The sequence below is a fragment of the Variovorax sp. RA8 genome (assembly GCF_901827175.1).
GTDB lineage: Bacteria > Pseudomonadota > Gammaproteobacteria > Burkholderiales > Burkholderiaceae_C > Variovorax.
The window spans coordinates 5841311-5854651 of the sequence record NZ_LR594662.1; the positions used below are offsets into that span (position 1 = coordinate 5841311).

Annotated in this window: 9 protein-coding genes; all 9 read right to left on the reverse strand. The window is 70.9% G+C overall.

The genetic code is table 11. The annotated features are described in order from the left end of the window. Positions 1 to 2 precede the first annotated feature (2 nt). The gene (gene tssE, locus E5P3_RS27850; protein ID WP_162588908.1) at positions 3 to 524 is read right to left on the reverse strand and encodes a type VI secretion system baseplate subunit TssE; all 522 of its coding nucleotides are present in this window, start codon (positions 522 to 524) and stop codon (positions 3 to 5) included. Further along, entirely contained in the window at positions 517 to 1350 is an 834-nt protein-coding gene (locus tag E5P3_RS27855; protein WP_162588909.1) for a type VI secretion system accessory protein TagJ, read from the reverse strand. Before E5P3_RS27855 ends, tssE begins: the two co-directional genes overlap by 8 nt. 22 nt (positions 1351 to 1372) lie before the next feature. Continuing rightward, positions 1373 to 1927, reverse strand: coding sequence for a hypothetical protein (locus E5P3_RS27860; RefSeq protein WP_162588910.1), 555 nt, complete (start codon positions 1925 to 1927; stop codon positions 1373 to 1375). Positions 1928 to 2736: 809 nt separating this feature from the next. Next, positions 2737 to 4368 (reverse strand): murein transglycosylase A, encoded by a 1632-nt coding sequence (gene mltA, locus E5P3_RS27865; protein ID WP_232073348.1) that lies wholly within the window; start codon positions 4366 to 4368, stop codon positions 2737 to 2739. Positions 4369 to 4423: 55 nt separating this feature from the next. Beyond that, positions 4424 to 6283 carry a serine/threonine-protein kinase gene (locus tag E5P3_RS27870; protein WP_162588911.1) on the reverse strand — a complete coding sequence of 620 codons (1860 nt, stop codon included), beginning with the start codon at positions 6281 to 6283 and terminating at the stop codon, positions 4424 to 4426. Between the two features lie 121 nt (positions 6284 to 6404). Next, entirely contained in the window at positions 6405 to 7046 is a 642-nt protein-coding gene (gene tagF / locus E5P3_RS27875; RefSeq protein WP_162588912.1) for a type VI secretion system-associated protein TagF, read from the reverse strand. After that, complete coding sequence (tssM, locus tag E5P3_RS27880; RefSeq protein ID WP_162588913.1) at positions 7046 to 10654, reverse strand: type VI secretion system membrane subunit TssM; 3609 nt, start codon at positions 10652 to 10654, stop codon at positions 7046 to 7048. The genes tagF and tssM overlap by 1 nt, the downstream gene beginning before the upstream one ends. Then, entirely contained in the window at positions 10651 to 11976 is a 1326-nt protein-coding gene (locus E5P3_RS27885; protein WP_162588914.1) for a DotU family type VI secretion system protein, read from the reverse strand. The genes tssM and E5P3_RS27885 overlap by 4 nt, the downstream gene beginning before the upstream one ends. Further along, complete coding sequence (tssK, locus tag E5P3_RS27890; protein WP_162588915.1) at positions 11973 to 13304, reverse strand: type VI secretion system baseplate subunit TssK; 1332 nt, start codon at positions 13302 to 13304, stop codon at positions 11973 to 11975. Before tssK ends, E5P3_RS27885 begins: the two co-directional genes overlap by 4 nt. Positions 13305 to 13341 lie beyond the last annotated feature (37 nt).

Below are 13341 nucleotides of genomic sequence, written 5' to 3' on the forward strand. Positions count from 1 at the left end.
TCCTAGCGCTGCGCCCCTGGATTGGACATGTCCTGGATCTCGATGCGGCCCTCTTCCAGGTCGATCCGGCTGCGCATCAGGAACTCCAGCGGCACGGGCTGGGCCCAGAGCATCCCGCGTATCTGCAGGCCGATCCGGTTGTGGGAGTCGAGTGCCGAGCCTTCCATGACGAGTTCAACTTCGAGTGTGCGAGCCAGGATGCGAGGCTCGAACTGCAGGATGGCGTTCTTCAGAGCCTGTTCCATGCTGACACGCTGAACGGATGAAGTGAACTGGCCGGACAGCATAGGCAATCCGTAGTTGAGCACCGAGCGCGCCGCGTGCGGATAGCGCTTGTCGTCGTACGCGAGGCCATGGCCGGTGGCATTGAAGAGCCAGCCCAGGTCGCGCAGCACGGCCTGGCGCAGCGCCTGCCGCGTCAGCGTGCGCTTGTCGTCGCTCTCGCGCTGCTCGCCGGGCGCATGGTCCACGAGGCGGTCGAGCAGCGAGGGCTGCAGGCGCTCCTGGACGGTGAGCTCAGGCATTCGCGCCGCCCTCTTCTTCCGCTTGTTCCTGGGGCGCGAAGACGATCTCGCGCACGTCGAGCACGGCATGGTCGCCGGCATCGCTGCCGAGCATGCGCTGCCCGAGCCCGGCCCAGGCCTCGGAGCCGAGATCGCGCCACTCGGTCTTGCGCGCGAGTTGCAGCGCGCCGTCGGCACTCTTCTCACTGCCCTCGTAGCGCACGGGCACCAGCGCGAGGCTCTCGCCGCCGTTCTCGAACTGCAGGTGCGCGGGCAGCCAGACGCAGTCGCGCAAGTCCTCCGGCGGCTCGAACTGGACCTGCGCCAGGCGCGCGAACGGAATCCAGTAGTAGCGGCCGTTGACGAAGGCCTCGAGCACCGGGCCCAGGCGCATGTCTGCATCGGCCAGCCACTCGAAGTGCTGGCCGTCGAGCGTGCCGGCGGTGGCGGGCGCGGCATCGAAGGCGCGCCGGCGCAGGTCCTCGGCCAGCTCGGCTTCGCCGCGGCCGCGGCGCAGCAGCGACTCGATCAGCAGCGCAAGCCATTCGTCGGGCTGGCCGAAGACCATGGGCGTGCGGGTGCCGGCGAAGACCTCCGCGCGCAGGCCCTCGCAGCGGATCGCCTCGCCGTAGACCTGCTTCATCGGCACGGCCAGCGCATCGAGCTCGGCCGCGACGCCGAGCTGGTTGAGCGCGCGCTCCCACTGCCCCAGCACGCACAGCAGCTGCGCGAGGAAGACGCGCAGCTTGCTGTCGGCCGGCCTCGCGCGCACCTCCTCGGTCAGGGCCTTGAGCGCGCCGGCGGGATCGGCGGATTGCAGGTATTCGGCGGCGCTGGTGGCGGTCATGGCGATTGCCCTCGTTCCTTCTTCACTTCTTGAAGCTGCAGGTGCGCACCGCGCCGCGCAGGCCGCTGCCGCCTTGCGGCGCCGTGCGGATCTCGAGATCGCGGTACTCGATCTGCAGGATCTCGCGCGGCCGCTTGGGACCGGGGCCGGTCAGGATGGTGTGGTTCAGCAGCCGTGCCTGCCCGAGCTCGATCTCGAGCTGCGCCTGCATGTCCTTGGCGGTGTCGCCGCCGGCATGGAAGACGGAGAGCACCACCTTCAGGTCGCTCACCTGGTCGCGCAGCAGGCTGGCGAGCGAGGCGGTGGAGGCGTCGCAGTCGCGCACCACGAAGATGGCGGCCGCACGCAGCTGGCCCTTGGTGGAGCCCGGCGGCGAGACCACGTCCATCTGGTAGCGGAAGCCGGCCACCTCCAGGCGCGGCTTGCCGTCCTCGAACTCGCGCTTCGCCTCGCCTTCGATCGGCTTGCCCTTGGCCTCGACCAGCATCCAGAAGTCGTCGCCGTGCTCGCCGGGCACGAGGTCGAGCAGGCGCAGGCCCTCGTCGGGGTCCACGGCTCCATCCATTGTCCAACCCATGGCTTTCTCCTCAAGAATTCGAACGCGGGCAAAACAGCAGGGGAATTTCGTACGTTGCTGTTGGTTTGAGGCAGGAGCCGGGAATTCGCCCCGGCGGGCGAGTCACTTTCTTTGCTTCGCCAAAGAAAGTAACCAAAGAAAGGCGACCCCACTGGCCGCGACCCGCAGCGAAGGTGCGGGCAACCTGCGGTGCTCGCTTTTCGCGGGGTCCGCGCAAACTCGCTTCGCTCAAACACGCGCGGCCCTGATCCGCGAAAAGCTCCGCTCCTCGGCGCGGCCAGAGGGGACTTGGAATCCAACGCGCCATGGCGCGTCCTTGTGTGGAGTGCAGGTGGGCGTGAGCTTCTGGTCCTCGCTGGCGCTGGCACTCGCGCACATGCACATGCACATCCGCATGCTCGTGCTCGTGCTCGTGCTCGTGCTTGTGCTTGTGCTCACCTTCGAGCGCATCCGCATGCCCCTGTTCCAGGCCTCGCGCAGCGAGTCCGTTGGCGGCCGAGCGAAGCGATGGCCCGATCCATTCCCCTCTGCGCGTGCCGAGGAGCGCAGCTTCAGGCGGAAAAAGGGCCGCGCGTGCTTGAGCGAAGCGAGTTTGCGCGGACCCCGCCTGAAGCGAGCACCGCAGGTTGCCCGTAGCGAAGCGAAGGGACTCGCGCAGTGGGGTCGCCCTTCTTTGGTTACTTTCTTTGGCGAGACAAAGAAAGTGACTCGCCCGCCGGGGCGAATTCCGGGCTCCGGACTCACACCAACAGCAACGTCCGAAATCAAACGAACGCCTCCCGCCAAGACCCCAGACGAAGCAAGTAAGCCTAGTCATCGACACAGGCGTCCTCTTGCTCCACCAGGCACTGCGGCAGATCCGCCCCCACCGCCGCGCCGCGCGTGCGGATCGACGAGCTCGCCGCCGCCGCCACCGCAAGCCCGCGCGGCAGCAGGATCCACAGCTGCCCCCGCTCCTTCATGCGCCGCGCCTGAGCCGCAGCCTGCTGGCCGTTGCCGAAGAAGTAGTCGGCCCGCACCGCGCCGCGGATCGCGCCGCCGGTGTCCTGCGCGATGGTGAGCCGCTGCATCGGCGCGCCGCCGTCCGGTGTGCGCGTGGAGACGAAGACGGGGAAGCCCAGCGGCGTGCTGCGCGGATCGACCGCGATCGAGCGCCCGGCCGACAGCGGCACGCCGAAGGCGCCGACCGGCCCGCCGGTGCCGCCGCCTGCTTCCTTGAAGAAGACGTAGCTCGGGTCCTTGATGCCCGAGCCGATCACCGGGCCGGCGGAGCGCCGCCCCGGCACCACCACCGCGCCGCTGGACGCCGGCAGCGCCAAGGTGAAGCCGCGTGTGCGAATGGCGGGCGTGTCCTCCACCTCGTCGTCGCCGTCGTCCAGCTCGAGTTCGAGCGACAGGCCGCGCGTCTTCACCCGGCTGAGGGCCTTGCCCGATTTCGACTGCGCGAGCGTGGGCCGGAAGGGCTGGCCGTTCTGCTCGGCATAGGCGACGCGGATGATCTCGCCGCTGGGCAGGCGGATGCGGCCCGAGCCCTGGATCTGCATTTCGTAGAGGGCGGTGGCGCTGCTCACGAAGGCCAGCACGCGGGCGTTGGGCGCGCCCTTGGTCTCGATCTCCTCGCGGGTGTAGTAGGGCAGCAGGCTGCGGCCCTCGATGCGCAGGCGCACCTTGCGGTCCAGCGTGTCGCGCGTGATGCCCGAGAGGTCGAGCGCGTAGAGGCCCGGCGCGCCCATGTCGCGCGTGGAGAGGCCCTGCTGCACCACCACGCTGCGGCCTTGCACGCGCGCGGCCACCGTGCCGCTGCCGCGCGGCAGCTTGCGCGCGTCGGCGAACAGCATGTCCTCGGGTTGGCCGTAGACGGGGTAGATGTGCGGCGGCGCGTAGTTGCGGCTGCCCGCGATCTCGGGCTCGAAGTAGCCGGTGACCACGCCGTCCGGCCGGCGGTCGTCGTCGCGGATCTGGTAGGCCGAGAACTCGCGCTCGAAGAAGCCGCGGATGGCCGGGTTGCTCTTCGCGTCCACCGCCAGCGCGCGCTGGCAGACCTGCCGCCACTCGGCACCGCGGCCGGTCAGCACCTTGCAGCTGCCGAGGAAGGCCGGCCAGGTCTCGGAGAAGTCGTCGCGGCCCCAGCCCGGCAGGGCCTCGTAGGTCACGGCGGTGTAGGTCGCGAGCTGGGTGGAGAAGCTGCGCGCCTGGCCGGCCACGCTGGCGTTGGCGCTGGACGGGCGCGACGCCACAGGCTCCGGCGCGGCGGGCGCGAGCGCCGATGCCGGCGCGGCCGCCGCCGGCGCAATGGGCGCAGTCGGTACGGTCGACGCGGCCGACGCAGCGTTGGGTGCCGGCATCGTGGCGCAGCCAGCGAGCAGGGTCGAGACGGCCGCGGCGATGACCAGGCGCAGGGTCGCGAGAGGCTTCGGGACGAGAGGCTGGGTGCTGTTCATGCGAAATCTCCTGGTCTGGAGGGAGGGGTGCGAGTGCCCGCCGCCTTGAAGACGATTACTTCTCCGTGATCTTGAAAAAAGCCGTGCCGTAGGCGTCGTTGCACGGCGTGCCTGGGGCACATACCGGCTTGCCCAGCAGCGGTGGGGGGCCGCTGCCGCGTGCGGCCTCCAGCGCAGCCAGTACCGGCAGCGGGAATTGCGGGAACACGCCCTCGCTCTGGATGCCCGAGCCGCTGAAGTCGCGCTCCTGCGCACTGACCAGCACTGCGAACTGGTTGACGCCGGCCGGTCCGCCCGCGTCCATCGGCCAGGAGGCGCGCGGCAACGCGAAGCTCTGGCCGGCGGCGATCTTGTTGTGCTTGTCGAGCAGGTTGGGGAACAGCAGGAACAGCTCGCCGCTGCTGGACAGCAGGTAGACGTAGACGTAGCCCTCGCGCTTGCTGCGCAGCTCGAAGCCCAGCTTGTCCTTGCCGATGGCGACCTCGCTCTTGCGCGGGCTCGCCGTCACCTCGAAGCCGGGCGCGGCGCCCTCGGCCAGCGACTGCAACGACTCGGCCGGCGTGCGCGGCTGGACGGCCTGCGGTGGCGGTGGCGGCGCGGGCGCCTGCGCGACCTCGGCGGGCGGCGATGGCGCGGCGACGATGGGCGGCTTGCCGTCGTCGACGCCGACGGCGCGGCCTTGCCACCACCACCATCCACCGGCCGCGGCCAGCACGGCCACCGCGGCCACGCCGGCGAGGGCCGCGCCCTTGCCCTTGGCGGGTGCCGCGGGCGCAGGAGGCGGCGGCATGCGCGCCCCTGCCGATGTGAGCGAAGGCCCGGGTGGCGGCCGGATCAGCGTCGCGCCACCGTCCAGGCCCAGCGCCTCGCGCAGCGCCGCCATGGACTGCGGCCGCGACTCGGGCCGCACGCCCAGGCCGGCGTCGATGGCGGCGAGCAGCCGGGCGCCGTAGCGTTCGCGCAGCGCCTCGTTGCCCGAGAGCGGCACGTAGCTGTCGGCCAGCAGCCGCGCCACCGAGGGCGGCGGCGCGCGCCCGCTCACGGCGACGTGCATCACGGCCGCGAGTGCGTAGACATCGGTCCAGGCGCCTTGCGTCATGTCGGGCATCTCGGCGTACTGCTCGATGGGCGCGTAGCCGGGCTTGAGGATGACGGTGATGGCCTGCGTCTTGTCGGTGATCACGCGCCGCGCGGCGCCAAAGTCCAGCACCACCGGCCGGCCCGAGTTCTCGAGCAGGAGGATGTTGTCCGGCGCGATGTCGCGGTGGTAGCAGTGGGCCGCATGCATCACCGACAGCGCCTGCGTCACGCCGTCCATGATGTGCAGCAGCCAGCCCTCGTCGGCGCCGCCCGGCATCGCGTGCAGGGCCTGGCGCAGGGTGTCGCCGCGGTAGAAGGGCATCACCATGTAGGCGGTGCCGCGTTCCTGCCAGAAGCGGTAGACCTTGAGCAGCGAGGGATGGTCGAACTGGGCCAGCAGGCGCGCCTCGTTGATGAAGCTGCGCATGCCGAGCTCGAAGGTCTCGCGGTGCCGCTCCGACAATGGCGCGACGGTGCCGTCGCCCTGGCGGGTGGACAGCGAGCTGGGCAGGTACTCCTTGATCGCGACCACGCGTTCCAGCGTGGGGTCCCACGCCTCGTAGACCACGCCGAAGCCGCCCTGGCCGACGACGCGCGTGACCTCGAATTCGGCGAGGTGGCTGCCGATGGGGAGCAGGCCGGCCTGGTCGTTGGCGCTAGACGATGTGCGCGAGGTCGGTGCCACGGTGGGTGCCTGGGTGGACAGGAGCGTCGGGCCGGCACCGGTGATGACGGTGGCGCCTTCGTCCTGCATCGGGCGGTTGGTGATGACCTGGGTGGGGTCGTCGGCGCCGTTCGGTGGCAGGGTCCGCGGGTTGGGGTTCGGCTCGGTCATGGGGCAACCTCTTCCGGGGCTCTTTCGGACCTTGCGCTCGTTCCGAGGCAGGAGCCGGGGCGAATTCCCGGCTCCTGCCTCACGCCAACTGCAAGGCAAAAATCAGGCGACCGGACTGCGCTCATGACCCCGCCTCCTGCCGCACCCCCGTCTCCCCCCCAATCCCGAACAGCGCCGCGAACTGCTCGTCCTGCGGCAACCCCTGGCTCGTCATGCCCAGCCCCCGTTCGCCCCCCGGATCGGTGAACCACAGCGAGTGCCCCACCTCCGGCAGCGCCAGCGGCGAGCGCTCTCCCGCCGCGACCTCGGCCCCGTAGCCGGCGAACAGCTCTTCAAGACGCGCATCGAAACGCAGCGCATCGAGATCGTGCTCCAGCCCCTCGAGCGCAGCCTGCGCGGCCAGGGTCCACCAGCGCTGTGTGCGCGCCAGCACCTCCCCCTCCAGCGCGGTGCGCGAGGACACCAGCTCGGCCGTCAGCGTCAACGGGAAGTAGCGTCCGACGCCGTCGACCGAAGGCATCAGCACGCCGAGCCAGCTGGAGGCGTCGATCACGCCCTCGCCCAGCACGAAGCACCACAGCGGCGCCTTGAGGTAGCGCTCGGTCCAGTCGGGGTGCCACGCGCGCAGCCTGGCGAAGCCGTTCTGCAGCCAGCGGTCCCACGCATCGCGGAACACGATGGGCATGCGGCGCTGGGCGAAGTCGCCCATGCCGGGCAGCTTGCCGAACCAGCCCGGCGCGGCCGTCGAGCCCTCGTCTTGCATCACAGGCCCTCCGGACAAGCGAACTCGCGCAACTCGCGCAAGCGGATCGGATGCTGCACGCTGTTGGTCGTGACCTCGAATCGGGTCTTGCGCGCGCCCACCTGGAAGGTGATGAAGAACTTCTCCGGCGCGTCGCCGGCCTCCAGCTGCCCATCGTCGAGCACGCGGAACAGCGCCCACGGTCCATCGACCGCCATGCCCGACGGCCCGCTGGCCGACGGCGGGGCGACCTGCACCCGCACCTGGTTGCTGCCCTTGGGCCCGGGCCACTGCACGGCCATCGGCACCACCGGGCCGTGCGCGTACTTCACCAGCTGGCCATCGACGTCGAGGATGAACTGGGTGATGCCGGCGTCCATCTCCACCGGCTTGAAGTCCAGCCGCATCGCCGGCGTGCGACCGGCGGCGCGGAAGAAGATTTCCTTGATGCGCGCGGCGCGCTCGAACTGCGCGATGGCCTGCGCCGTGATGGCGCCCTGCTCCGCCACCGGCCTGTAGCGCCACGGCCGGGTGCTGGTGTCGACCAGCGCGGCCAGGCGCTTCTGGAAGAACTCGTCCATCAGCCCGCCGGGGCCGAACATCTGGCCGAAGTCCTCGGGCAGCACGTCGCGCTTGCTGGCGAGCACGAAGGGGTAGCGCCCGGCAATCGCGCGGTTGCAGAACTCGGTGACCGGCCGCAGGTCCAGGCTCAGGCTGCCGCGCTCGGCCAGGCGGGCCTGGGTGGCGCCGGACTGGCTCAGGTTCTCGACCATCGAGCGCACCGGCTCGGGCAGCCGGCCGGCATCGGACTTGAGCTTGCCCGCGACGTCGCCGGGCGGCGGCGAGGTGCGGCTCTTGACCGCGGTGTCGACCGCCGTGAGGTAGACGTAGACCTCGTTGAAGAGCTTGAGCGCGTCGTCGATGGGCGCGGGGCCACCGGGCGTGGGCGAGGTGACCATGCGGCGCAGCGGCTCGAAGCGATCATCCACGATGCTCTCGATGCGCTTGCCCGTGGCCACCGGCTTGTTGGGATCGCCGCCGAACAGCTCCTCCAGGCCCTTGCGGGTGTTGCGCACGGTCTCGCTGGCCTTGGTGACGACATCCCTGCCCTGCTGCTCGGCCGGCGTCAGCGTGGTCTCCTTGACCACTGCGCGCAGGAAGCTTGCGAGCGGCGAGCCGACGCCCGAGAGGATGCGTGCGCTCTCGATGTTCTTCTCGAGCCCGGTGGCGCGCACGAGGCGCACATCGGCCAGCAGGGCCTCCCACACCTTCACGTATTCCTCGAGGTAGAGCCGGCGCACGCGGTCGGTCAGCGCGCCCAGCGCGGCGGCGTCGCGCAGCCGGTCGGCCGCAGCACGCTCCTGGCCGAGCACCCACGGGTCCTCGCTGGCCAGCAGGCCGGTGACCACCGTCACCTCGTTCTGGAATCGCTTGTGGTAGCCGTCGTAGGTGAACATGCCCGGCACACCGTCGGCGAGCGGCTTGCCGCTGGCACGCTCGAAGACCAGCGGGCCGGCGGGACCGGCAGCCGCGGCGACGCTGAAGGGCGGGATGTCCTTGCCCAGGCGCTGGCGCTTGAGGCGGCTGAAGACGCGCTGCTCCAGCGGGTAGCTGGCGAGCACGGCGCGCACGTTGCGCACCAGGGCCTCGTCCATCTTGAGCGGCGAGCGCGGCGGGCCCTGCGCGATGAGCACGTCGAGCTGGTCCTCCAGCAGCTTGCGCTGGTCCTCGGGGATGCCGCGGTCCAGGTTGCGCGCCCAGTCGAGCGTGATCCAGGCCTTCAGTGCTTCGGCGTCGAAGCGCTCGGGCTGGTGCAGCATCAGGTAGGTCTTGAGCGCCTCGTAGCTGAACTCGAGGTTGTCCTTCTGCGCGGTGCGCAGCTGGTCCTCGATGCGCTTGGCCAGTTGCGGCAGGAAGACCTCGTTGAGCGCGCGCTGATGCGCCAGCATGGCGGCGGCGTCGAGCTTGCCGCCCTGGTAGAGGCCCAGGGTCATCGACAACGGCTCGTCGCCCTCGCGGTTCTCGGGCACCTTCCAGATGTTGCGCAGGCCCTGCAGCACGGGCGCGACCTCGACCAGGTTCGACACGCGCGCCGGCAGCGCGGCGAGCTGCTGGCGCGCGGGCGCGATGCGCGCATCGACCGCCTCCAGGTACTCGAGGTTGCGCCAGCCGCTCCAGCCCCAGCCCGCCAGCAGGGCGAGCGTGACCCCCGCCATCGCCGCCAGCCCGGCCACGCGCAGCGCATGGCGGCGGCGCTCCAGCTTGACGTCGGCGCCGGCCAGGCGCTGTTCGGGGAAGACCACGTCGCGCAGCAGCGAGGTGAGGAAGTAGCTGCGCCCGCTGCTCTTCTGCGGCGGCAGCATCGCGCGCTCCAGCCCGAAGCTGCGCGAGAGCGCGCCCATCACGCGGTCGATCGGGCTGCCCTCCTGCGTGCCGCTGGTGAAGTAGACGCCGCGCACCCAGGGCGGCTGGGTGAAGCGCGAGCCGGTGAAGACCTGGTCGAGCAGGTCCGCGAGCAGCGGCTCGACGGAACCGAACTGGGCCGGGAAGCCGAAGATCGCGGCGCGCCGCGTGCCCTCGGTCTCGCGCTGCATGCGCTGGATCAGCGCATCGTTGACGCGCCCGTGCAGCAGGCCGAACTCGCGATGGAAGGCAGCGGCGAGTCCCTTCTCGTCGACCACCGCGCCCTCCTGCGCCGGCAGCGTGAAGCCGAAGACCTGCGCGCGCTGCTCCTTGCCGAGGTCGGCGAAGTACTCGGCGAAGCCGTAGAGCAGGTCGCTCTTGGTGACCAGCACATACACCGGCAGGCGCGTGGCGAGCTTGGCGTCGAGCTCCAGCAGGCGCGCGCGGATCGAGGCCGCGAGCGTGCTGCGCGCCTCCGCGTTCTGCGACAGCAGGTCCTGCACGCTGACGGTGAGGAACACGCCGTTGAGCGGACGCCGCGGGCGCACCTTCTTCAGCAGGCCGAGGAAGCTCTCCCATGCGCCCTTGTCCTCGGCCTGGTGGCTGTCCTGGGTGGTGTAGCGCCCGGCGGTGTCGATCAGCACCGCGTCGTCGGTGAACCACCAGTCGCAGTTGCGCGTGCCGCCGATGCCGCGGATCGCGCCGGGGCCGAACTTCTCGGCCAACGGGAAGGACAGGCCCGAGTTGACCAGCGCCGTGGTCTTGCCCGCGCCGGGCGCGCCGATGAAGACGTACCAGGGCAGGTCGTAGAGATAGCTGCCGCCCGAGAGCGAGAGCCAATCGCGCCAACCCGGCTTGCGGCCGGCGGCGTGCAGGCGCATCTTCTTGAGCGTGGCGACGGCTTCGGTGAAGCGCGCGTCCAGCACCTGGCGCTCGCCGCCGTCGTCGCCCGTGGCGGCGGTTGGCGCGGCCGGTGCCTTCATCAGCCCGTCGGTGAGGTGCTGGCTGGCCTTGCGCACGCGCCAGCGGCGCCAGGCGGCGCGCAGCAACACCAGCAGCACGATCGCGCCGACCAGCACGGCGCGCGCGAGCTCGCTTTCCAGCGGAGCCAGCTCGCCGATGCGCACCAGCGGGCCGATCCACCAGACCAGCAACGCGACGACGATGAGCGCCAGCAGCGCCAGCAGCACGGGATGGAAGAGCCATCCGAAGAGCTTCTTGATCATCGCTTGGACTCCGACAGCTCGGCGGCCACACGCTCGGACGGGGAGAGCAGAACGATCTCGACGCGCCGATTGCGCGCGCGGTTTGCGGGCGTGTCGTTGGCCGCGACGGGCTCGGCATCGGCCCTGCCGTCGGCGCGCATGCGGGCGGGCTCGACCAGCGTGGAGAGTGCGCCCTTCACCGCTTCGGCGCGCGCGGCCGAGAGGTGCCAGTTGGAGGGATAGCGCATCGAGCGGATCGGCTGGTTGTCGGAATGGCCGGTGATCAGCACCTCGCCCTTGACCTCGGCCAGCGCCTGGCCGATGCGGTGCAGCACGGGCAGCGACTGCGACATGGGGTCGGCGCTGCCCGAGCCGAAGAAGCTGTCGCCGCGCAGCCGCACGGTGCTGCGATCGGCTTCGTCGGTGACCGTGACCAGGCCCTGCCTGATCTCCGCCTCGAGGAACTTCGCGAGCCGCGGCGACTTGGCCAGGATGGCCGGCGGCGCGATCTGCACGTTGGGCACGCGCAGGCCGGAGACGGCCGCATAGGTGGCGTCGGAGCGCTGGTTGAGCGCCAGCCGGAAGCCGAACCAGGCCAGCGCGAGCAGCAGCGCGAAGCCGGCCGCGAACACCCACATCGGCAGCGACTCGCGCAGCCGCACGGTGCCGGCGCCCTGCCCGCGCCAGTGCGGCGAGAGCTCGGCCTCGACCGGCGGGCGCTCCTTGGCGATCAACTCGGCCAGGCGCTGGCGCACGCTGTCGAGTTGGGCGCGGCCGTTCTCCACCACGCGGTAGCGGCCCTCGAAGCCCAGCGCCAGCACGCTGTAGATCAGCTCCAGCAGGTGGCGGTGGGTGGGCACGTCCTGCGCGAGCCGGGCCAGCAGCTGGAACACCTTCTCGCCGCCCCAGGTCTCGTTGTGGAACTGCACCAGCAGGCTCTGCTTGTTCCAGCCGGCCTGTGCGCCCCACGGGGTGTTGGCCACCGCCTCGTCGAGCGCGGTGCACAACACGTAGCGCGCCGCCATCACAGAGTCGTTGGAGACGCCGGCGCGCCGCACGGCGGCATCGAACTGGTTGACGGCGTCGGCGGCCGAGGCGCGCAGTGCCGGCACGTTGGGCGCGTGGACCATGTTGCGCAGCTGGCCCATCAGCACCAGCAGCTTGCCGGCCGCCGAGACCACCGGATTGAGCAGGCCCAGCTCGCCGAGCTCGGCCGGCAGCGGTTCGGCGCTGCCCATGGAGGCAGGCGGCGGCAGCGGCGCCGCACCGCCCGGCGCACGCGGCTTCGGCTTGATGACCGTGCGCTCCGACTCGAAAGCGGCGAAGGGGTCGGGGGTCGTCATGATCGAATCGCCCAGAAGGCCAAGTCCAGCCCGGGGAAGTCGCCCGCGATGTGCATCGCCATGCCGCCCGACTGCTCGAGCTGGCGCCAGAGGTCGCTGTTGCGCGTTTCGAGCTCGAAGTAGTTGGCGCCCGCATGGAAGGGGATCTGCCGCGGCGCCACCGGCAGCGGCATCAGCGTGACGCCGGGCAGGGCGAGGTTGACGAGATCGCGGATGCGCTCGACCGGGCCGATCTTGACCTGCGTGGGGAAGCGCGCGCGCAGGGCCTCGCCGGGCATCTGCGCGTTGACCGCGAGCACGAAGGTGGCGTTGCGCTGCAGCTCCACGTCGGGGATCAGCGCCACGCGCACGCCGTGCTTGCGGTCATGCAGCTCGATGCGGATGGCCGACTGCTCCAGCACCATCGAGAGGCTGCGGCGCAGGTCGTCCATCAGCGGCTTGAAGCTCATCGCGAGCTCGTCGTGCACGTAGGGCGGAAAGCGCGCCACGCGGCGGGCATCGCGAAAGCTCGCGAGGTCGCCGGCCAGCGCCAGCGCCTGCTCGAAGAAGCGCTGCGGGTGCAGGGTCGCACTCTTCGCGAGATGCGCGAACACCGCCTCGTTACGGTTGACGGTCTGCAGCAGCAGGAAGTCGGCGATCTCGGCGACGCCGCCGGTGCCACCCTGCGTCATGCGCCCGGCCAGCGCCTCGCCGCGCTGGCGCAAGAGGCCCAGCAACTCGTCGAGCCAGCCGCGAATCGCGGGATGGGCGGCCACGTCGAGCAGGGGCGGCAGCAGGGCGCGGTCGAGCTGCACCTGGTTGTCGGCACGGCGCTCGACCACGCGGGCGACGGTGAGCGTGGTCCAGGCGTCGGTGGCGTCGCCGGCGCGCAGCAGGCGCGCATTGAGCGCTCCCAGCTGCAGCACGGCGGTGCGCTCGCCAGCGGTATTGGAGTCGGGCACCTCGGTCTCGAGCACGCGGTGGCGCACCAGGTCCTCGTAGGCCTCGGCATCGGCCTCGCGCGCGCCCGCGCGGCGCAGCGGCAGGGCCAGCACCACCGCCTCGTCGCGCATCGTGGAAGGGATGTCGATGGATTCGGGCAGCGGGTCGACCGCCGGCATGTCGAACACCGTGCCGTCGCCGAACACGCCCACGGCACGCACCAGCGCCAGCTTGCCCAGCGTGAGCGCGGCGGCGTCGATCTCGAGTTCGGCGAATCCCCAGGCATAGGGCGCGGTGGTCCGCAACAACAGATGCCGCGCGTGGTCGGCATGGCGCTCGCTTTGCTGCAGGTGCTGGGGCTGCAGCAGCATCCCCTCGCTCCAAACCACTTTAGTTCGCCAGGTCATCCACGCTCCGTCGATGGCGGGCCGTTCCGCCGGGGTA

Bases quoted from the DNA above. Each gene is read 5' to 3' on its own strand.
- tssE (WP_162588908.1), bottom strand. From the start codon at position 524: ATGCCTGAGCTCACCGTCCAGGAGCGCCTGCAGCCCTCGCTGCTCGAC.
- E5P3_RS27855 (WP_162588909.1), bottom strand. From the start codon at position 1,350: ATGACCGCCACCAGCGCCGCCGAATACCTGCAATCCGCCGATCCCGCC.
- E5P3_RS27860 (WP_162588910.1), bottom strand. From the start codon at position 1,927: ATGGGTTGGACAATGGATGGAGCCGTGGACCCCGACGAGGGCCTGCGC.
- mltA (WP_232073348.1), bottom strand. From the start codon at position 4,368: ATGAACAGCACCCAGCCTCTCGTCCCGAAGCCTCTCGCGACCCTGCGC.
- E5P3_RS27870 (WP_162588911.1), bottom strand. From the start codon at position 6,283: ATGACCGAGCCGAACCCCAACCCGCGGACCCTGCCACCGAACGGCGCC.
- tagF (WP_162588912.1), bottom strand. From the start codon at position 7,046: ATGCAAGACGAGGGCTCGACGGCCGCGCCGGGCTGGTTCGGCAAGCTG.
- tssM (WP_162588913.1), bottom strand. From the start codon at position 10,654: ATGATCAAGAAGCTCTTCGGATGGCTCTTCCATCCCGTGCTGCTGGCG.
- E5P3_RS27885 (WP_162588914.1), bottom strand. From the start codon at position 11,976: ATGACGACCCCCGACCCCTTCGCCGCTTTCGAGTCGGAGCGCACGGTC.
- tssK (WP_162588915.1), bottom strand. From the start codon at position 13,304: ATGACCTGGCGAACTAAAGTGGTTTGGAGCGAGGGGATGCTGCTGCAG.